We start from the raw sequence: 21,651 nt of genomic DNA on the forward strand, positions 1-21,651 counted from the left end.
GCCCGAATCAATTCGGGCTTTTTTGTTGGTTTGATCTTATTTTAAAGCAGCTTCAACAGCACTACGTAGAGAAGTGGTTGGATGACCGAGTAAGTGTTCCAAGTCCTTACGATCACTTTGCATTGCACCGTCAATGCTGTTGATATCAGCATCGACGATCACATCTACAAGACCAGCAGGTAAGCCAGCTTGTAATAAACCTTGCGTGTAGTCTTCTGCAGTTAGATTTTGATAGTGAACATTTTGACCTGAAACTTGCTGTAGGGTTTCAGCAAGCTGTGCCAAGGTGAAACTGTCTGAGCTTGCAAGTTCATAGGTTTTATTCTCATGACCAGAGCTTGTAAGTACTTTTGCAGCTGCTTCAGCATAGTCAGCACGGGTCGCTGCATTAATTTTCCCATCCTTTGCTGCACCAAATAAGGTACCTGTTTCCACCACATGTCCTGCAGCAGCAAGATAGTTTTCGACATACCAGTTATTTCGTAAGAAGGTATAGGTTAAACCACTAGCTTGAATCAGGCTTTCTGTTTCACGATGCTCTTGAGATAAACCCAATGGTGACGTATCTGCACGTAACAGGCTGGTATAAGCAAGATATGGAACTTTTGCTTCTACAGCAGCATCAATTACGGCTTTGTGTTGTGGAGTACGACGACCAATTTCATTGGCAGAAATGAGTAATAATTTATCGACACCTTGTAGTGCAGGAACCAGTGTGTCTGGTTGATCATAGTCAAAATGACGAAGCTCGATGCCTTGAGCTTGTAGGGACGTTGCTTTTTCTGGTGAGCGAACTAAAGCGATGATGTTTTCGGCCGCGGTTTCTTTCAATAAGAATTGAAGGACCAATTGGCCTAGTTGACCTGTTGCACCTGTAATTGCGATTTTCATATTTAAACCCTCTGATTGTTGAATAAATGATCTTGATGGTTGAATCTTAATCTGTTAACTTACTAAATGTAAGTACGTACCAAAAAGTAAGTTAGTGACTTTGAGGAAAGATTTAATGAACACATACGCTACAAGTAAGTTATTAGGTCAAGTTTTATCCACGGACTGTCCTTCTCGAGAAATATTGGAACATCTCACCAATAAATGGTCAGTATTAGTTTTGCGTTGTTTGACTGAAGGGGTACACCGTTTTAGTGAACTTAAGCAGCGGATCGAAGGGGTGAGCGAAAAGATGCTGGCTCAAACGCTGAAAATGCTCGAGCAAGATGGTTTTATCCTACGGACAGTCTATCCAGTCGTGCCACCCAAAGTTGAATATCAACTGACTTTAATGGGCTCACAGGCTGCAGAAAAGTTAATGCATCTGATTGGTTGGGTTGAACGAACCTTGCCTGAAATTATTGAAGCCAAGGAAAATGCACGTAAATAGCTTTCGGAAATGGGGAGTGAAATTCGTTTGCCATTTATCAAAGGTATTTTGATGATGAGCTAAAGATTTTCGAGTGAGGTGCGGATTTTCCTAAAAATTTGCATCAGTACCAAGATAAATGAAATTTATAGTATTGCTGAATAATATTGTTCGAGAAATTCTTTAAAATATGGCAGAATAAGCGGTTTTAAAGTTTTTAGAGGATTGGCAAATATGCGCTTTGTTGATGAAGCAGTCATTACCGTAGAGGCTGGCGACGGTGGCAATGGCGTAGCCAGTTTTCGCCGTGAAAAATTCGTACCATTTGGTGGTCCAGATGGTGGTGATGGTGGTCGTGGCGGTAACGTATACGTTCAAGCCGACAACGACACAAGTACCCTAGTAGATTATCGTTATACACGTAAATTCCGTGCAGAACGTGCTAAAAATGGTCGTGGAGCGAACTGCTCAGGCCGTGGCGGTGAAGATACCGTATTGCTCGTTCCAGTGGGCACAACAATTGTAGATACAGAATCTGGCGATATCATCGGCGACTTAGTGGCTGACGGTCAGCGTGTGTTAGTGGCAGCAGGTGGTGAAGGTGGTTTGGGTAATACTCACTTCAAATCTTCAACCAACCGTTCTCCACGTAAATGTACACACGGCTCAAAAGGCGAATTTCGTGAAATTCGTCTTGAATTAAAAGTACTCGCAGACGTTGGTTTGTTGGGTATGCCAAATGCGGGTAAATCAACCTTTATCCGTGCAGTTTCAGCAGCAAAACCAAAAGTTGCAGATTATCCATTTACCACTATGGTGCCAAATCTAGGTGTGGTTGATGCCGATAGTCACCGTTCATTTGTAATGGCGGATATTCCGGGTCTAATCGAAGGGGCTGCAGAAGGTGCAGGTCTAGGTATTCGATTCCTGAAACACTTGGCTCGTACGCGTATTTTATTGCACATCGTAGATGTTCAACCGATTGATGGTTCTGACCCTGCGTATAATGCAAAAGCAATTTTGGAAGAGTTGAAAAAATTCTCCCCAACACTTTCAAAATTACCTGTTGTATTGGTACTCAATAAAGTAGACCAATTGGCGGCTGAAACGCGTGATGAATGGTGTGATCACATTCTCGAAGAGTTACAGTGGAAAGGCCCTGTATTCAAAACTTCAGGTTTAACGTTTGAAGGTACTAAAGACGTTGTGTATTACCTGATGGATCAAATTGAAGAACAGCGCGAACGTGAAACTGAAGATCCTGAATATGCTGCAGAAGTTAAAGCGTTCCGTGATCAGCTTGAAGCTGAAACACGTGAGCAAACGCTTGCTGCGAAAGAAGCATATCGTGAAATGCGTCGTCAACAACGTCTGGCAGGTCAAGGTGAAGACTTTGATGATGAATTTGAAGACGGTGATGATGAGGCAGAATCGTACTACGTACGTTAATTGCTGAATAAGTGTCAAAGCAAACAAGTCTGAGGACAAGATGATAGAAGTGGTAGATGGGCAACGTCAGCTCAAGGGTTGTAAACGTATCGTTGTTAAAATCGGATCATCACTACTCACAGCAAACGGAAAAGGGTTAGATCTGGATGCAATCTCGCATTGGGCGGGACAAATTGCAGAACTACACAATGCAGGGCACGAGATCATTCTTGTGTCTTCCGGTGCTGTGGCTGAAGGTATGGTTCGAATGAATCTGGACAGCCGACCCACAGATCTACCCAGTCTTCAGGCTTGCGCAGCCATTGGACAAATGGGTTTAATACATACTTGGTCAAGCGTTTTAGAACAACGTTCGATTCGCACAGCACAAGTTTTATTAACCCATGACGATTTGGCTGACCGTCGTCGTTATTTAAACTCTTGTGATGCCTTGCAGCATTTGATTGATTGGCGTGTGATTCCTGTGATCAATGAAAATGACACAGTGTCGACTGACGAAATCCGCTTTGGTGATAACGATACTTTGGCAGCTATGGTGGCGGGTCAGGTACATGCAGACTTATTGGTGATTTTAACTGACCAAGAAGGCATGTTTGACTCAGACCCTCGTTCCAATCCAGATGCCAAACTGTTCCATACAGTACGTGCAATGGATGAATCATTATTCGATATGGCTGGCGGCGGCGGTAAATTCGGTCGTGGTGGTATGTTGACCAAAGTTCGTGCGGCACGTTTGGCAGCCAAGTCCGGTTGCCCAACAGTCATTGCGAGCGGTGATAGTGATAATGTGCTGTCACGCGTGATGGCCGGTGAATTACTTGGTACATTATTTATTACCGACAATGACCGTGTCACAGCCCATCAACAATGGTTAGCTGCACATTTACAAACAGCTGGTCGCTTAGTAATTGATGATGGCGCAGTCAAAGCCATTCGTGATAATCACCGCAGTTTATTACCTGTCGGTGTGAAAGCGGTTGAAGGGCATTTCGAACGTGGTGATGTGGTGGAATGTGTCGATACACAAGGTCATCGTGTTGCCGTCGGTCGTGTAAACTTCAGTTCACGTTCGGCAGAAATCGTCAAAGGTTTGGCCTCAGATAAAGTTCATCAAGTTTTAGGGGAAGCCCGATCACTTGAAATGATCCATCGCAATCATATGTCGATTTACTAAATTGAAAGATCAAAATCCTGCTTCCGAGCGGGATTTTTTATGGCATGCCATTTGAATATAACGATAAAAATAGAAATAAGAGGAAAAGAAGATGAGCGAAATTCAATATTTAAACATTCAAGATCTAAAAGATGAGCAGGCTCAACTGTGTGAATTATTGGCACAATGTGTGCAAGATGGTGCATCACTGGATTTTTTAGCAGAAGAATCTAAGTCGCACTATGATGAATATTGGTCTGCTGTGGCAAAGGATATTCAAAAGCATAAAACCTTTTTGTGGGTGGCGCTGCAAAGCGGTGAAGTTGTGGGCACAGTACAATTGGTTCGTGCCACCAAAGCCAATGCGCTGCGTCGTACTGAGATTGAAAAACTTATGGTGCATCCAAAGGCACGTCAAAAAGGCATTGCTCATCAACTATTCACACTTGCAGAAGATCAAGCAAAACATTTGAACTTGAAATTACTTGTATTTGATACGCGTACAGGCGATGTCTCTGAAAAGCTATATGAAAAATTTAACTTTATAAAAGCTGGGATCATTCCGCAATTTGCATTGAGCCATACAGGTACAATAGATTCAACGACATTATTTTATAAATTATTAGTTGAAGTTGAAACGGATGGATATTTTAGACCAAAACTCCTGCACAGATGCAGGAGTTTTTCATTAAAGGTTCTTTTGATTAACTCGTTTAGAGAGTTCTTCCGCACTTTCAACTCGTTCAGAATAGCGATCTGTGAGGTAGGCAGATTGACCACGTGTGAGTAGGGTAAATTTATATAATTCCTCCATCACATCGACAATGCGAGTGTAATAGGAGGAAGGTTTCATGCGATCATTTTCATCAAACTCTAAAAATGCTTTCGCAACGGAAGATTGATTTGGAATCGTGATCATCCGCATCCAACGCCCAAGGATGCGCATTTGGTTAACAGCATTAAAAGATTGCGAACCACCACTGACTTGCATTAACGCCAGCGTTTTACCTTGAGTAGCACGAATGGCACCTGCAGCTAAAGGAATCCAATCAATTTGTGCTTTCAATATAGAGCTCATCGCACCATGTCGTTCTGGCGAACACCAAACCATGCCTTCAGACCATGCAAGTAATTCATGTAATTCCTGAACTTTAGGATGGGATGTTTCAGCATCTTCAGGCAGAGGAAGACCTTTAGGATGAAAGATTTTAACTTCTGCACCAAAATGTTCAAGGATTCGACCCGCCTCCAATACCGTTAGGCGGCTAAATGAGCGTTCACGGTTAGAGCCATATAGCAGCAGAATGCGTGGCGGATGTTCAAGTGCTTTAGCTTGAACTTGTTCAAAACGCGGTGTTTCAAGTAAATCTAGTTGAATATTGGGGAGCTTCATTTTAGTTCTCTTTATACCATTTGCGTTTTAACCATAGCGATACACTCACTAATGCAATAAGCACAGGGACTTCAACCAATGGGCCAATAATCGTGGTAAATGCAATCGGAGATGCAATGCCAAAGGTCGCGATGGCAACAGCGAGGGCAAGTTCAAAATTATTACCTGCTGCGGTAAAGGATATGGCAGTGGTTTTGGCGTAGTTATTGCCCATCCATTTGCTCATCAAAAAGCTAATGAAAAACATCACCACAAAGTAGATTGTGAGGGGAATGGCAATACGCAGTACATCCATCGGAAGGCTCACGACATCTGCACCTTTGAGGCTAAACATCACCACAATAGTAAAGAGTAATGCGATTAAACTGATGGGGCTGATTTTGGGTATAAATTGATTTTTATACCAAGCCAGACCTTTTTGTTTTACCAATATGGCACGCGTTAGGAAACCGAGCAGGAAGGGAATGCCTAGATACACCAATACTGCATGTGTGATGGTCCAAAAGCTGACTTGGATCACTTGTGCTTCTATACCAAAATAAGGCGGTAAAAAACTCAAAAAGAACCATGCGTAGGTACTAAAAAATGCAATTTGAAAAATACTGTTAAATGCCACTAAAGCTGCAACGTATTGGTTATCCCCACAAGCGAGATCATTCCAAACCAGAACCATTGCAATACAACGTGCTAAACCAATCAGAATCAAACCGGTCATGTATTCAGGGTAGTGTTGTAAAAACACGATAGCCAAAATAAACATCAGGCAAGGCGCAATTAACCAATTTTGAACCAGTGATAGGTATAAGGTACGTTTATCTTTAAACACTTCAGGCAGCGCTTTGTAATCCACTTTAGCCAAAGGTGGATACATCATCAGGATTAAACCAATGGCAATCGCAATATTGACATCACCGATATTGAGTTGATTTAAAGCTCTTGAAGCACTTGGAGCATACACGCCAATCGCAATCCCTAGTCCCATTGCGATAAAAATCCATAGCGTTAGATTGCGGTCTAGAAATGACAGTTTTGCAGCAGCCATTATTGAATCTCTGAAATTTTTTGGATTTCTTTGTTAAGCTCTTCACGACTTAATTGCTTAAAATCGAGTGCAAATAAAGCATCTAAACGGCGGTTAATATGCGCCACGGTATCAAGAAAAGCTGCAAGTTTTACGTCATCTGCAAGCTCTAAATGGGAAGGGTCTTCTAAACCCCAGTGTGCTTTGATGGCAGAGCCTAAGTAAATTGGGCAAGCTTCTTGAGCTGCAGAACCACAGACAGTAATTACCACATCGGGTTGGTATTGTTCACATGCTGTGATGGTTTTACTCGACAAGCCCTCAGTCGGTAGATTGAGGTTATGTAGGGTTTTTAAGGTAAATGGGTGGACTTGTCCTGAAGGTTTACTGCCTGCGCTATAAGCACGGAAACCTTCAGGGGCACGCTGGTTAAAAAGTACTTCGGATAAAATGCTGCGGCAGCTATTGCCAGTACATAGAAATAAAAAATTCATAGCGTTTCACACAATGTGGTAGTGCCTTTCGGGGAGTTTAAATCGAGGTCTTTAAATCGTTCTTGGTGACGCATGACATCGAGTATTTGTGTACACCAAGTAGGCAGTGCAGGGTGAATGGAGTAATAGACCCATTGACCTTTACGTTGATCACTCAGCACACCTGATGAACGCAGTAATGCCAAATGACGCGAAATTTTAGGTTGGCTCAATTCAAGGGACTCAGTGAGTTCGCAGACGCAGAGTTCACCTTTACAAGCCAACAGCATGATGATGTTCAGACGAGTCTCATCTGCAAGTAATTTGAAAAATTCAGTCTGTTCCATGTTTATCTGTATATATGGATTTGCATATATCTTTACATGTGAACATATGGATGTCCATATGTATTGTTCAATAAAAATCCCACACTTGGTGGGATTTTTATATTTAGATCAGTTTAAAAGTCGAATGAAGTTTGTAAAAAGAAAGTACGTGGCTGACCAATATATTTACCACCGGTTGTATCTGATGAACGGGTGAAATACTGTTTATCAAATACATTCTTGATGCCAGCGGCAACTTTAACCCCTTGCAGCGAACCGCTAAAGTCATAGCCTGTACGTACAGCGAAAGTTGAATAGCCTGGAATATCGCCCAGTTTACCATTTGCCGTTTCTTCAGTTTGGTAGATGCCAGAATCTTGGTTGCCGGGGGCACGTTGTTTAGATTGTGCATACATGTCGGCATTGATTGACCAAGCATCATATTTATAGCCTAAGCCAAAGTTTGCGACATTTTGTGAATAGAAGGGCAAATCTTTACCCTTAAAGTTACCTGCTTCAGCAACCGCTTTGGTAAAGGTGTAATTACCATAGGCTTTTAAGCCTTCGAGATTGTCAGCTAAATGTCCAAAGTCATAGCTAAAACCGGTTTCAATCCCTTTATGACTTGTAGCACCGAGGTCAGTCCAAATGCCATTGTTTGCAGCATCACGTTCTAAAATCAGTTCTTTGTCAAAATCTAGATAAAACGCAGTCAATTCAGCACTCAAACCATTGCCTAAATATTTTGTACCAATTTCATAGTTATTAGACTTTTCAGGATGTAAGCCATCTAAGGTGGTGACCGCTGTAGTGCCTTGCGTTGTTGCTAATTGGTTATATTGCTGTGGACCAAAAGAAACACCTGCATTAGCAAAGAAATTCCAATGGTCTGTTGCTTTATATAGGACAGCTAAACTTGGTAAAAATTCATCTGATTGGATCGATGGATGAACAGTATTTTGTAATACGCCATTTTTATAGGCACTAAAACTGTTTTGCGTATCAATCGATTCAAAACGAACGCCGGGTGTAATATTCCATTTACCCAATTCTATACGGTTATCGATATAAGCTGCGTGTGCTTTGGTGCCACCCGCACTACGTGTACGTGCAATAAACTGACCGGGTTCAGCATCTGCAGCGTATTCAGTACGGCCTGCGAACTCGGTGCTTTCTTCATCCATATAACGGTAGCCTACAGTCACTTCATTCAGCGTGCTACCTAAGCTATAGCTACGAGAATAACGTGGCTCAATGGCAAAGACTTTATAATCACGCGGTGAGGTATCTAAGCGATGATTACCATTGGTTAATGTGGATTCAAGGTTGCTGGTACGGAATGAATCGATGTAATAACTTAAAAGTTCAAAGTTATTCGTGTCATCTTTATGTGTATAACGTAAGGATACATCTGAACGACGGCCAGTGAAAAAGTCACGATAATGCGACGTTTGATACGGATTTGCTTCGAATTCAGCAGCACTTAAACCTTCAGGCATTTCACCTGTACCATCGTAGTGATGGAAATTTAATGCGATTTTATCCTGATCAGTGATGTCATAAGCGGTTTTTAACATGACATCATCAATGTCATTTTTATTGTTTGCTTCACGATAACCGTTGCCTTTAGTGCCTGAATAAAGCAAGGCAAGACCTAAACCATTATCTAATGTTCCACCAACAAACAGACTAGGACTTAATTTTACCTGATCTGTACCTGTCGCATATTCAGAGTTTAATGCCATGGTACCTTTAAAGTCTTCAGGAATGCTACGTGTGGCAAAGTTGATAATACCGCCGACATTTTGTGGCCCAAAACGGACAGAACCTGCACCACGGACTACATCAACAGATTCTATATTTCCTAAAGAGACAGGCGCCATCGAAAGCTGTGGTTGGCCATACGGTGCAAATGACATTGGTATGCCATCGATCAACACAGTTGAACGTGGAGAGAGGCGAGAAGTTAATCCACGAACGCCAATATTTAATGAAACATCGCTACCGCCAGTACCATTATTTTCTTGAACCTGAACACCAGGAACTTGGCGTAACGCATTTTTAAGAGATGTTGCTGCGCTTTCGTTTAAGCGTTTACGGTCAATAATGGTCCGCGCACCGGCATGCTTTTGCACCTTTTTTTCATTGGCGTTTTCCAGCCAGTTACCTTGAGTTTCAATGGTGATGGTCGGTAAAACATTAGCTTGCGCGGTATCTGTATTTTCAGCAGCAGAAGCCATAGTGGCAACCATGCTTATACCTACGGCAATACTCAGCGGTAATAAAGGGAAGTTTTGAAGCTTTGGAGATTTTTTGCTTGAACTATACATAAAAGTGTGAGCAATGGAGAGAGTGCGCGTATCATAATCTTGAGTGTGATAAATTTAAATAAGGATGATTATCATTTAAAACTATGAATATGATTAAGCTAATAGACTTTTTAATTTAAATAAAGAATAGGTGTAATTTATAGTCAAAAAAACCGCACTAAAGCACGGTTTTTTAAAATGAATTTAATTATTTGAACTGGATAGAGCCATTTGCACTGACCGTGATTTTAGATTCACCACCTGCCATTTCTTGTTCAGGAATAGCATCGGCACTTGCAGCTTTCATCATCGCCATACGCGGAACTGGCTGACCACCATAATTGCTGGTATTTAAATTAATATTAACTAAGTTGTAGCCTGATTTATTCCATGCCTGAGCGAGCGCTTGGGCACGTTGTTGAAAGTTTTTGGATACTTCAACCATCAGTTCATTTTCAACTTTTTTACGCTGTGCATCTGACACACTAAAGCTGATGGATTGAGTTTGGAAATTTTGTTGTAACTCGCTCACCAATTGGCTAGCTGCTTTAAAGTCTGTACTTTCTAAACGCACTTCGGCACGACCACGCCATTCTTTCAATTTACGACTGTCATTGTCATAAATCGGGTAGGTGCTTTGAGATCCCGTTTCGATTTTTACCGCAGGGTATTTACGGGCTGTGTTCACCGCTTGGGTCATCAATTGGTTGATTTGGGTAGCAAGTTCAGCCGGCTGTTTATTTGATTTTTCAATATATAAAACGGCATACATTTGGTCGTTCGACACTTGGCGAGTAGCATCCGCCTGAATATTCACGATGTTGTAATTGAGTGGGTCAGCTGCTTGAGTTGCTGCTGCCAAACCTAGACCGGATGCTAATAAAACAGTGGATAAGATAATTTTACGCATTGTTATGACCTATTCTTCTTTCAGAATGATTAATTTAGCTTATGCTGTTATCTTAAAAGGGGATTGTGATGGATTAAAGGAAAATCTGTGGTGGGATTGTAAATCTTTCAAGAAAAATAAATGTAGTGCTTGATGAATTATTTATTTAAATAATCAGTACTTAGTTGTTTAAATAATTGATGATTACAATAATCATTCATAAGTTGTAAAAAAGCATAAAATAAAAAGGTTTTCTTTGTTTTGTCACACTGTAAGATGATAATTCAAGATATCCATGGAATAGATCTGTTTTTTCTCTAAATTATCTTTTTATTTGATCATAAAAGTGATTTATTTTCTTGAAAAAGTCTGTATCATCCGCCCTCTAGTTAGCCATTATATAGAGAGCTCTTAAAACTAACTGGAACTCATAAAGCACCGAGTCAAAGGACCGCAAGTCACCCGACTTATTTCTTTTAACCCATATCAGAGATGGTAATTCGATATGAGCGTTTCTTCTGTAAACCCTGCCACTAATTCTACTAACGAATACTATTTGACTCGCCAAAGCCAGATGGAATCCAATGTTCGTAGCTATCCGCGTAAACTTCCACTTGCGATAGCAAAAGCTTTAGGTTGTTGGGTTACTGATGTTGAAGGTACAGAGTACCTCGATTGTTTAGCTGGGGCAGGAACATTGGCATTAGGCCATAATCATCCTGCGGTCATTCAAAGTATCCAAGACACACTTGCAAGTGGCCTCCCATTGCATACTTTGGATTTAACAACGCCTTTAAAAGATGCTTTTACTGAAGCACTACTTGAGCAATTACCTGGTGGTAAAGAAGAGTATTGTCTACAGTTCTGTGGCCCGTCTGGTGCAGATGGTACAGAAGCAGCAATTAAGTTAGCAAAAACATACACTGGTCGTAGTTCAGTGATTAGCTTCTCTGGTGGCTACCATGGTATGACTCACGGTTCTTTAGCAATGACAGGTAACTTGTCTGCTAAAAATGCTGTGAACGGCTTAATGCCGGGTGTTCAATTTATGCCGTATCCGCATGAATACCGTTGCCCATTAGGCATAGGTGGTGAAGCGGGTGTAGACGCATTAACGTATTATTTCGAAAACTTCATTGAAGACGTAGAAAGCGGTGTAACGAAACCTGCAGCTGTAATCTTGGAAGCAATCCAAGGCGAAGGCGGTGTAGTGACTGCACCTGTAAAATGGTTAAAGAAAATCCGCGAAGTGACTGAAAAGCACAACATTGTGTTGATTCTTGATGAAGTACAAGCGGGCTTTGCACGTTCAGGTAAAATGTTTGCCTTTGAACATGCAGGTATTGAGCCAGACGTCATTGTAATGTCTAAAGCGGTAGGTGGTAGCTTACCACTTGCAGTATTGGGCATTAAACGTAAGTTTGACGCATGGCAACCAGCGGGTCACACGGGTACATTCCGTGGTAACCAACTTGCTATGGGTACTGGTCTTGCAACAATCAAAACCATCAAAGAGCAAAATCTTGCGCAAAATGCACAAGAGCGTGGTGACTTCTTACAAGCTGAAATTAAAAAATTAGCGGTAGAATTCCCATGTATCGGTAACGTACGTGGCCGTGGTTTGATGATTGGTGTTGAAATTGTTGATGAACGTCAAAAAGCAGATCACATGGGGTCTTTACCAGGTGATTCTCAATTGGCAGCAGCAATTCAAGCAGCATGTTTCAACAACAAATTGTTGTTAGAAAAAGGTGGTCGTAACGGTACTGTCATTCGTTTACTTTGCCCATTGATCATCAATCAAGCTGAATGTGAAGAAGTGATCGTTCGCTTCAAGAAAGCACTTGCTGAAGCACTTGTTGCAACTCGAGGCGCGTAAGACATGGTAGATTTTGCAGAACATCGTAAAGCGTTATTCTGCAATGATGCACAATCCATTGCTGACTACCAGTCAGCAATGGGCGAAGCGGTTAAAGCCGTTTCTGCATGGTTGCAAAATGACAAAATGTACACCGGCGGTAGCATTAAAGAGCTTCGTAGTGCAATTGCTTTCAATCCATCTAAAGATGGTATTGGTGTGCAAAAATCACTAGACCGTATGGTTGAGCTTTTCTTAAATAAAAGCTTAAAAGTACATCACCCGCACTCTTTAGCGCATTTGCATTGCCCGACAATGGTGACAAGCCAAATCGCGGAAGTGCTCATCAATGCAACGAACCAATCAATGGACTCATGGGATCAAAGCCCTGCAGGTTCATTGATGGAAGTTCAGTTAATTGACTGGCTTCGCCAAAAAGTTGGCTATGGTGCAGGTCAAGCAGGTGTATTCACCTCTGGCGGTACGCAGTCAAACTTGATGGGCGTTTTGCTTGCACGTGATGCATGTATTGCTAAAAACTGGAAAGACGAAAACGGTAACCCGTGGTCTGTTCAGCGTGATGGCGTACCTGCGGAAGCAATGCGTAACGTAAAAGTGATCTGTTCTGAAAATGCACACTTCTCTGTGCAAAAGAACATGGCCATGATGGGTATGGGTTTCCAATCTGTTGTCACTGTTCCTGTAGATGCAAATGCACGCATGGATATAGACGCGCTTGAGAAAACCATGGCGCACCTTCAAGCTGAAGGTAAAATTGTAGCATGTGTGGTTGCAACTGCGGGTACAACCGATGCAGGCGCAATTGACCCATTGAAAGAAGTGCGTGCAATCACCAACAAGTATGGCGCGTGGATGCATATCGACGCAGCATGGGGCGGTGCACTGATTCTTTCAAATGACTATCGTTCAATGTTAGATGGTATTGAACTGTCTGACTCGGTAACGCTTGATTTCCATAAGCATTACTTCCAAACGATTTCATGTGGCGCGTTCTTGCTGAAAGACGAAGCGAACTATCGTTTCATGCATTATGAAGCTGAGTATTTAAACTCTGCTTATGATGAAGAGCATGGCGTTCCTAACTTAGTATCTAAGTCACTACAAACAACTCGCCGTTTTGACGCGTTGAAATTGTGGATGACGGTTGAAGCGTTAGGTGAAGAGCTTTACGGTTCGATGATTGATCATGGTGTAGGTCTAACACGTGATGTTGCAGACTATATTACTGCCACTGACGGTCTAGAAATGCTGGTTGATCCTCAATTTGCATCGGTATTGTTCCGTGTAGTACCAGCAGGTTACCCAGCTGAATTGTTAGATACATTGAACCAAAACGTTGCAGACGAATTGTTTGCTCGGGGTGAAGCGAATATTGGTGTAACTAAAGTAGGTCAAGTTCAATCATTGAAAATGACGACTTTAAGCCCAGTAGCGACTTTAGACAACGTGAAGAATTTGCTTGCTCTTGTGCTAGCAGAAGCGGATCGTATCAAAGGCCCAATCGCTGATGGTACATATACACCTGCAATTGACTAATTGTCATTTTGTAATTGTAGAAGAAGGGGCTCGTAAGAGCTCCTTTTTTTTAAAAAATGAAAAGGCGCTTAATTTATTGCATGGCCGCAATTTTTCATTGAGTGATGATAGTTTACTGAGTAGGCAGATTGTTACTTTGAGGGATCAAAGTATCTAAAATCCTTCTCAGGTAAAAGGTACATCCATGTGACCATTACCTTATAGTGACATCCCTGTCGCCAGTCGCGATATTCATTGATGTTTATCATTTGATGAATGAGATACCACAATATTTATAACCAATATAAGGCTTGTAAAGGAGTTTCCCTCTCCTTGTAGGAGAGGGTTAGGGTGAGGTGAATGCAATACGATATTGATGTTATGCCGCAAATAATGGACTAAAACCTTTTTTACGCAATAATTTGCGGTACATGCTGGAACTGCGGTCCGCATGGAAAATGCGCTTCGATGCTTAAATCTAAGGGTAAATATTCAGGCTTTTGCGATTCAGAGACCAAACGGTCCTCCTCAAATATTTTCAGGTTAAAGTCATAAGCATCTTCGACAGGTAAGTCTTTGTCATAATTGCGGCAAATGGGAGCAAATAGACGGGTAGAACGAGCAGTCATCGGTGAAGCCGCATTCATAATCACTTGCTTGCTGTTATTTGGAAAATGAATCGTCAGCGTTGCAGTAAACGGCAGATGAATTTCAAAATGGCGCAGCCATTGGAAACCCTCTTGTCCGCGCTGTTCTAAACCAATTGGATAGCGCCCAACACTGCTCCAATAGTCTGCATTAAAGCCAGTTTCTGTTTCGATGGTCGTGTAGTCAGGTACTTCTACATTTGCAGGGTCGCCAAACGTATCGGGATGTACCCATGCAAAATGCGCAACATCAATAAAACCTTCAAGCTGCCGGCCTGCAAAACATTGAAAATCGACCGTTGGACATACCAATTGCTGAAACTCGGATTTATCCCAATATGGTATTGCAGGGATATTTGATGCAGTACCTTTAGGCGCACTAAGTGAGCACCATATCAGTCCATAACGCTCAACAGCGGCATAAGTACGCAAGTTAAAGCGAGGTGAAATTTTGTGTTCTGGATGTGCAGGAATACGGTTGCAATGACCATGTTCATCAAAGCGTAAGCCACGATATCGGCAGACCACGCCTTGACCATCATTCTTGCCTAAACTTAGAGGTACGTCGCGGTATGGGCAGGCATTTTTAGCTACAATCAGTTCATCTCCCATTTTATAAATAACGAGCGGCATATCTAAAAGCATGGTGCCATAAGGCTGTTTTGTAATGTCTCGAGTGAGTGCAATCGGATACCAATATTTCGCAAGTAAGTGCCAGTCATGTTCTTCAAAAGTCATATGCACAGGCAAGCCTGGATTAAATGTCGCAATGGCTTTACTGGTTATTTTAGGCTCTGTTTTTATGTAAACTTGCATATTGAGCTAACTAAAAATGTAATGAAATTTCAATTATTGGAATAACATGGAATAAAAAATCGAACATGCAAATGTGTATCATTCAGAAAAAGAGGAGAATTTGAAAAAAGAAAATAAGACAAAATATGACAGTGATATGAATTCTTACGGATATCAAAGTAGAAATATATAAGACCAATACTTTGATAAATTTTATTACGTATTGAAAAATAAAGAATTATATTTAAATCAATGAGCAATCATCAATTATCATAAAAGCGTCATAAAGATGTAACCTAACTGTCATACTCTAAAATCAAAATGCGTATATCGAAAAAGTACAAGACTTTATTAGAAAGTGGCGTACTCCAATAAATGCATCAATAAAGAGAGATGAGAATGCGCTTCAATCATATCGCAATTGCGTTGGCACTTTCAGGGGCAGCTGTTGCAACAACTGCAAATGCAGCTCGTGACACGATCCAAATTGCTGGTTCTTCTACAGTTTTGCCTTACGCAAGTATTGTTGCAGAAGAGTTTGGTAATACATTCCCACAATTTAAAGCACCTGTTGTAGGTTCTGGTGGTACTTCTGGTGGTTTGAAACAATTCTGTAATGGCGTTGGTGATAACACTATCGATATTGCTAATGCATCTCGTAAAATTAAAGACACTGAGCTTGCTGCTTGTAAAAAAGCAGGTGTAAACCAAGTTCTTGAGATTAAAGTAGGTTATGACGGTATCGTGTTTGCATCAAACGCTAAAAAAGCCGCATTCAAACTTCGCCCACAGCACGTATTTGCTGCACTTGCTGCTGAATTACCTTCAAAAGGTAAATTGGTTCCAAACCCATACACACGTTGGAATCAAATCGACCCAACTTTACCAAACGAAGCAATCACTTTAGTTATTCCTGCATCAAATCACGGTACTCGTGAAGTATTCCAAGAGAAAATGGTAGATGCTGGCTGTGAAACTTACCAAGCATTTGCGAAGCTAGATAAAGATGCAAAGAAAAAGGCATGTTCTACATTCCGTAAAGATGGCCGTGTAATTGAAATTGCTGGTGACTATACAGAGACATTGGCACGCTTAAAAACTTCACCTAACGCTGTAGGTGTATTCGGTCTAGGTTTCTATGACCAAAACCGTGACAAGTTACGTGTAGCAACTGTGAATAATGTAGCGCCATCTGAGAAAACAATTCTGAATGGTTCTTACCCTGTATCACGTCCATTGTTCTTCTACGTGAAAGGTGAACATCTTAAATCCATCAAAGGCTTGAAAGAATTTACAGAATTCTTTGTAAGCAAAAAAGTATCTGGTAAAGGTTCTAAGTTAGAAAAAGCAGGCTTAATTTCAATGTCTGATAAAGAACGCGCTGCAGTTCTTGCAAACTTTAAAGCGGGTAAAGCTGTTAAATAAAGTATGGAAATAGCCAATGGCAGGGTCGACCTGCCATTGGTTTTTTTGCAAAGAAACAGTTTTTTCAAAATGTGTAATTGAAGAAACAGTGGAGATTACATGAATCTGCTCCTCATTGGTGTGTTACTAGCGATTATTGCCATTGCCTATCAAGTTGGTTTAACCAAGAGTCGTAAACTTGCAGGTAAAGGCAATAACTCAGCAATGCTGCATTCTCGACCGGGCTATTATGGTGTTTTGGTCGCTTTATGGTGTGGGATTCCCGCTTTTTTAATCTTGATTGTTTGGAACTTGGTTGAACCGAGTATTTTTCAACATGTTATTTTAAATAATGTTCCTGAAAATATTCGTTTAAGTTTAGATCCTGCAAGCACGAGCGTAATGGTTGACCGCGTTCAAGCGATTGCTTCTGGTTTTGGAGTAAGTGATACGCCAGCTGCATATGAACTTGCAGCAGCAGAACAGTTAAAGAAAATTGAAAGCATCGGCTCATATGCAAAATTGGCCGTTGTGATTTGTGCGGCATTGATTGGTTTAGTCATGGCTAAACGCCGCATCGCAGAAAAATATCGTGCACGTAACCAAGTCGAAAAAGTCATTAATATCGCATTGGCATTATGTTCCGGTGTCGCCATCCTGACAACAGTTGGCATTGTGATGTCGATGTTTAGTGAAGCCATGCGTTTCTTTAGTTTTGTCAGTCCACTAGATTTCTTCTTAGGCACTGAATGGAACCCCGGTTTTAGTACGTCAGGGAATGCCGAAGGTAGTTATGGTTTGCTGCCACTTCTTTGGGGCACACTCATGGTCAGTGGTATTGCGCTATTGGTTGCTGTTCCTGTTGGTTTGATGATTGCTATTTACTTGGCTGAATATGCAAAGCCAAGTTTCCGTGCTTGGGCAAAACCTGCCATAGAAGTTCTCGCAGGTATTCCAACCATCGTTTACGGTGTATTTGCCTTAATGATTATTGGACCCTTTGCAAAACAGCTTGGCGCATATATTGGACTCGATATTAATGCAACCAGTGCTCTAACAGCAGGCTTTGTGATGGGGATTATGATTATCCCATTCGTTTCATCATTATCTGATGACATCATTACTCAAGTTCCTCGCGCGCTTCGTGACGGTTCACTCGGTTTGGGTGCAACAAAATCAGAAACGATTCGCCAAGTAGTGATACCTGCAGCTTTGCCGGGCATTATCGGTGCATTCTTATTGGCAGCATCTCGTGCAATTGGTGAAACCATGATTGTGGTACTTGCAGCAGGGAACAGTCCTTTACTACACATTAATCCGCTCGAAGCAGTGTCTACAGTCACCATTACCATCGTAAACCAATTAACAGGTGATACAGACTTTGCGAGTCCTCAAGCATTGGTTGCTTTTGCACTCGGTTTAACACTGTTTGTGATTACCTTAGGGCTGAATATTGTTGCACTGTACATTGTGCGTAAATACCGTGAGCAATACGAATGAGTACAACGAATACATCAAACATGGATCAAAAATTTGATTCACATGCAGCCGCTGAGCTTCGTGAAAAACGTAAGAAAATCATTGAAAACTCTTTGGCGAAAAGACATCGTAAAGAAAAGACCTTCCGTGTCTTGGGCTTTAGTGCAGTAGTGACTGGTTTATTTTTCGTCGTGCTATTGTTTGGTAGTATTTTAGCCAAAGGTTTACCTGCATTTTGGCAAAGCTCAATGACGGTACCTGTGTTTTTTGATCCAAACATTGTCAATGTTGGTGCGAAACCAATTCAAAAAGAAGGTGAATCACCTGCACAGTTCCAAGAGCGTTACATTGCTTGGCAAACTGAAATGGGCATGGTGGATTGGGATGCGCTGATCGTAAATGGCATCATAGCAAAAGATCCAGCGATTGCCTCACAACGTGATGATCTCAACAGTTTATATACAAGTTCAGAAGCTTATCGCTTACGTGACATGGTAATGGCAGATCCGTCATTGATTGGTCAAAAACAAGATTTTAAAATCCTTGCAGATGCTAATGTCGATGTCTGGTTGGCTGGTAATATTGACCGTAGCTTGCCTGATGAACAGCAACAATTGAGCCCAGAAGTACGCCAACTTGCAGATAAACTTAAAGCTGATGGTGTTATCACCAACTCATTTAATACTGAAATATTTAAAAATCCAGACTCTCGTAGCTCACCTGCAACTTCAGGTTTAGCAGGGGCGTTTATGGGTTCACTCTTCATGATGCTGATCGTGATCATTATTTCGATTCCAATCGGTGTAGCATCCGCAATTTACTTAGAAGAATTTGCACCTAAAAACTGGATTACCGATGTTGTCGAAGTCAACATTAACAACTTAGCAGCGGTTCCTTCGATTGTCTTTGGTTTGCTCGGTGCTGCGATTTTTATTGGTTGGATGCACATGCCGCTTTCGGCACCAGTGGTTGGTGGTTTGGTCTTGAGTTTAATGACACTACCAACCGTAATTATTACAACACGTGCATCTTTAAAAGCTGTTCCTCCATCGATCCGTCAAGCCGCTTTAGGTTTGGGTGCATCACGTTTACAAACTGTATTTCACCACGTCTTGCCACTGGCATTACCAGGTATCTTAACCGGTGCCATTATTGGTGTTGCGCAAGCCCTAGGAGAAACTGCTCCATTATTATTGATTGGTATGAGTGCCTTTGTGGCAAGTGTACCAGCCACTCCTTTAGATCAATCCACTGCATTACCTGTACAAATTTTCCTTTGGCAAGGTAATGAGCTACGTAACTTCTTTGAAGGACGTACCGCAGCAGCAATCATTGTACTTCTTGCTCTCATGATCGGCTTAAACAGTTTAGCCATCTGGTTACGTAAGAAATTTGAAGTACGCTGGTAATTGAGGGCATTATATGAATAGCGTCATTACAACTGAAAAGAATTCCTTATATCAGGATAAATCCGTGAATCCAGAACAAACACAATTTACCTCTGCTCAGGGCAGCCAAAAACAAACCAATACTGCGTTTGTGTCACAATTCGATACGCAATCTAGCGCGAAAAAAGATGCGAAATCGAGCAATGTGAAAATCAGTAGCAATGATGTGCATGTGTACTATGGCGAATCTGAAGCGATCAAAGGCATTGATCTGAACATTTATGAAAATGAAGTGATCGCCTTTATTGGACCGTCTGGTTGTGGTAAGTCAACTTTCCTGCGTACGCTCAACCGTATGAATGACACGATTGATTCTTGTCGTGTGACAGGACAAGTGCTCATGGATAATCAAGACATCTATGATCCAAATCTTGATGTGGTATTACTGCGTGCCCAAGTAGGTATGGTTTTCCAAAAGCCGAACCCATTTCCAAAGTCAATTTTTGATAATGTCGCTTATGGTCCAAAACTTCATGGTTTGGCACGTGATAAATATGACATGGAAGAAATAGTTGAAAATAGCCTGCGTAAAGCGGGGCTTTGGGATGAAGTGAAAGATCGTTTGAACCAACCGGGTACGGGGCTTTCAGGTGGTCAGCAGCAACGTCTATGTATTGCACGAACCATTGCAGTCAGTCCTGAAGTGATTTTGATGGATGAACCATGTTCAGCACTCGACCCGATTGCAACAGCTAAAGTAGAAGAACTCATCACTGAACTTTCAGCGCAATATACCATTGCGATTGTGACGCACTCGATGCAACAAGCAGCACGTGTATCTGACCGTACCGCATATTTCCATTTGGGTGATTTGATTGAAGTCAATTCCACTGAAAAAGTCTTTACTCAACCGGATCATCAATTGACTGAAGCGTATATTACCGGGCGTTTTGGCTAATCTAGTCTGTCTAAAAAAGAGCCGAAAGGCTCTTTTTTTATGAAGTCAATAATTAGGTCAAAAAGTCTTGATAAAAATAAAATGCTCAATTTGGCTCATTGAGAATTATTTTCAAAAAATAGATTGAATTTTTGTGACGCAACCCACATGTTATACAACATAAATATGAATTAAATGAGTTTCAATTTTATGCTATTTCATAATCCCAAGTTGCCTGCGGAAATTCGTGTAAGCCATTTAAATGCACGTATTAATGAACAACGAAAAAAAATTGCGCAAACGACTGCATCTAAACTTGAGCTGCTGCAACTAAGCCAACAATTATCAAAAGAAGCGCGCGCACGTAAAAAGAATAACCAAAAAATTTATGTAATCGATTTTAATGGTGATACCGCTGCATCTGCGGTAACAAGTCTACGTGAAGAAATTACCCTAATCTTAGCGACAGCAAAAGCTGGGCGCGACCGCGTGGTTTTACGTTTAGAGAGCCCAGGCGGGATGGTGCATGGCTATGGTCTGGCTGCAGCACAATTGGTACGTTTACGTGATGCTGGATTTAACTTAACCATTTGTGTGGACAAAGTTGCTGCAAGTGGTGGCTATATGATGGCCTGCATTGCAAATGAAATAGTTTCAGCTCCATTTGCAGTTGTGGGATCGATTGGCGTGGTTGCACAAGTGCCAAACTTTAACCGTTTATTGAAAGAAAAACATATCGATTTTGAACTGTATACAGCAGGTCAGTTCAAACGTACCGTCACTATGTTTGGTGAAAATACGGCTGAAGGTAAAGCTAAATTTGAAGAAGAGTTACAGCAAACGCATAACTTGTTTAAACACTTTGTTGAAAAATACCGTCCTCAACTCAATGTCGATAAAGTTGCAACAGGTGAGCATTGGTATGGGCAAGATGCCATTGATCTTAATCTAGTCGACAAACTGCAAACGTCAGATGAATATCTATTAAGTCTCATGCCACAACATGATGTATATATGATTGAAACCCGCAAAAAGCCAACACTTGGTGAGAAGTTGGGCTTACAAGCAGCACAAATTGCGGATTCATTGGTTCCTGCAGTCATGTCTAAAGTGATGGAGTCATTGAGCAAAGCCAATTCGAGTCTCGTGCAGTTGCGTGATCCTAAACTCTAAAATCGTTTTTGTTATGATGTCTTTAAAGCTCACTTCGGTGAGCTTTTTTTATTCTAAATGA

18 protein-coding genes and 1 pseudogene are annotated in these 21,651 nt (G+C 41.4%); 11 read left to right on the top strand and 8 right to left on the bottom strand.

The window, feature by feature from the left end; genetic code table 11:
• Positions 1–36 precede the first annotated feature (36 nt).
• The gene (locus G0029_RS05725; RefSeq protein ID WP_180107534.1) at positions 37–891 is read right to left on the bottom strand and encodes an SDR family oxidoreductase; all 855 of its coding nucleotides are present in this window, start codon (positions 889–891) and stop codon (positions 37–39) included.
• Between the two features lie 115 nt (positions 892–1,006).
• Here G0029_RS05725 and G0029_RS05730 point away from each other — a divergent pair, with 115 nt between their 5' ends.
• From G0029_RS05730 to G0029_RS05745, 4 genes are all read left to right on the top strand, one after another.
• Positions 1,007–1,381 (top strand): winged helix-turn-helix transcriptional regulator, encoded by a 375-nt coding sequence (locus G0029_RS05730; RefSeq protein WP_078191873.1) that lies wholly within the window; start codon positions 1,007–1,009, stop codon positions 1,379–1,381.
• Between the two features lie 213 nt (positions 1,382–1,594).
• Entirely contained in the window at positions 1,595–2,809 is a 1,215-nt protein-coding gene (cgtA, locus tag G0029_RS05735) for an Obg family GTPase CgtA (protein WP_180022810.1), read from the top strand.
• Between the two features lie 40 nt (positions 2,810–2,849).
• Positions 2,850–3,983, top strand: a complete 1,134-nt coding sequence (gene proB, locus G0029_RS05740) for a glutamate 5-kinase (RefSeq protein WP_180004924.1) — start codon at positions 2,850–2,852, stop codon at positions 3,981–3,983.
• Between the two features lie 91 nt (positions 3,984–4,074).
• Positions 4,075–4,752 (top strand): GNAT family N-acetyltransferase, encoded by a 678-nt coding sequence (locus tag G0029_RS05745; protein ID WP_180107533.1) that lies wholly within the window; start codon positions 4,075–4,077, stop codon positions 4,750–4,752.
• Here the strand turns inward: G0029_RS05745 and arsH are convergent.
• The 6 genes from arsH to G0029_RS05775 all read right to left on the bottom strand — a co-directional run bounded on the left by arsH (position 4,651) and on the right by G0029_RS05775 (position 10,394).
• Positions 4,651–5,355: an arsenical resistance protein ArsH gene (arsH, locus tag G0029_RS05750; protein ID WP_078191860.1), complete on the bottom strand. Its 705-nt coding sequence runs from the start codon at positions 5,353–5,355 to the stop codon at positions 4,651–4,653. The two genes, G0029_RS05745 and arsH, sit on opposite strands and share 102 nt — an antisense overlap.
• Position 5,356: 1 nt before the next feature.
• Positions 5,357–6,397 carry an ACR3 family arsenite efflux transporter gene (gene arsB, locus G0029_RS05755; protein WP_180107532.1) on the bottom strand — a complete coding sequence of 347 codons (1,041 nt, stop codon included), beginning with the start codon at positions 6,395–6,397 and terminating at the stop codon, positions 5,357–5,359.
• A complete protein-coding gene (locus G0029_RS05760; protein ID WP_078191858.1) occupies positions 6,397–6,870 on the bottom strand; it encodes an arsenate reductase ArsC in 474 nt (157 codons plus the stop codon). Before G0029_RS05760 ends, arsB begins: the two co-directional genes overlap by 1 nt.
• The gene (locus G0029_RS05765; protein WP_078191857.1) at positions 6,867–7,196 is read right to left on the bottom strand and encodes a metalloregulator ArsR/SmtB family transcription factor; all 330 of its coding nucleotides are present in this window, start codon (positions 7,194–7,196) and stop codon (positions 6,867–6,869) included. Before G0029_RS05765 ends, G0029_RS05760 begins: the two co-directional genes overlap by 4 nt.
• Positions 7,197–7,309: 113 nt before the next feature.
• Positions 7,310–9,505 (bottom strand): TonB-dependent receptor family protein, encoded by a 2,196-nt coding sequence (locus G0029_RS05770; RefSeq protein ID WP_180110048.1) that lies wholly within the window; start codon positions 9,503–9,505, stop codon positions 7,310–7,312.
• A 187-nt stretch (positions 9,506–9,692) separates the two neighbouring features.
• The gene (locus tag G0029_RS05775; protein WP_180093489.1) at positions 9,693–10,394 is read right to left on the bottom strand and encodes an SIMPL domain-containing protein; all 702 of its coding nucleotides are present in this window, start codon (positions 10,392–10,394) and stop codon (positions 9,693–9,695) included.
• A gap of 484 nt (positions 10,395–10,878) precedes the next feature.
• Here G0029_RS05775 and G0029_RS05780 point away from each other — a divergent pair, with 484 nt between their 5' ends.
• Together G0029_RS05780 and G0029_RS05785 are read left to right on the top strand one after the other, a co-directional pair.
• Positions 10,879–12,252, top strand: coding sequence for a diaminobutyrate--2-oxoglutarate transaminase (locus tag G0029_RS05780; RefSeq protein ID WP_180035339.1), 1,374 nt, complete (start codon positions 10,879–10,881; stop codon positions 12,250–12,252).
• A gap of 3 nt (positions 12,253–12,255) precedes the next feature.
• Positions 12,256–13,788 (top strand): pyridoxal phosphate-dependent decarboxylase family protein, encoded by a 1,533-nt coding sequence (locus G0029_RS05785; RefSeq protein ID WP_180107530.1) that lies wholly within the window; start codon positions 12,256–12,258, stop codon positions 13,786–13,788.
• Between the two features lie 358 nt (positions 13,789–14,146).
• Here G0029_RS05785 and G0029_RS05790 read toward each other — a convergent pair.
• Positions 14,147–15,200: pseudogene (locus G0029_RS05790) on the bottom strand (aromatic ring-hydroxylating oxygenase subunit alpha).
• A 408-nt stretch (positions 15,201–15,608) separates the two neighbouring features.
• Here G0029_RS05790 and G0029_RS05795 point away from each other — a divergent pair.
• From G0029_RS05795 to sohB, 5 genes are all read left to right on the top strand, one after another.
• Positions 15,609–16,634, top strand: coding sequence for a substrate-binding domain-containing protein (locus tag G0029_RS05795; RefSeq protein ID WP_180107529.1), 1,026 nt, complete (start codon positions 15,609–15,611; stop codon positions 16,632–16,634).
• 99 nt (positions 16,635–16,733) lie between these two features.
• Positions 16,734–18,113, top strand: a complete 1,380-nt coding sequence (gene pstC / locus G0029_RS05800) for a phosphate ABC transporter permease subunit PstC (protein WP_180023450.1) — start codon at positions 16,734–16,736, stop codon at positions 18,111–18,113.
• Positions 18,110–19,501, top strand: a complete 1,392-nt coding sequence (gene pstA / locus G0029_RS05805; protein ID WP_180110047.1) for a phosphate ABC transporter permease PstA — start codon at positions 18,110–18,112, stop codon at positions 19,499–19,501. Before pstC ends, pstA begins: the two co-directional genes overlap by 4 nt.
• Positions 19,502–19,514: 13 nt before the next feature.
• On the top strand, positions 19,515–20,438 hold the full coding sequence (gene pstB / locus G0029_RS05810; RefSeq protein WP_218948117.1) for a phosphate ABC transporter ATP-binding protein PstB: 924 nt from the start codon (positions 19,515–19,517) through the stop codon (positions 20,436–20,438).
• Between the two features lie 189 nt (positions 20,439–20,627).
• Positions 20,628–21,590 carry a protease SohB gene (gene sohB / locus G0029_RS05815; RefSeq protein WP_078190186.1) on the top strand — a complete coding sequence of 321 codons (963 nt, stop codon included), beginning with the start codon at positions 20,628–20,630 and terminating at the stop codon, positions 21,588–21,590.
• The last annotated feature ends 61 nt before the right edge of the window (positions 21,591–21,651 follow it).

Source organism: Acinetobacter sp. YH12138, from assembly GCF_015218525.1.
GTDB lineage: Bacteria > Pseudomonadota > Gammaproteobacteria > Pseudomonadales > Moraxellaceae > Acinetobacter > Acinetobacter amyesii.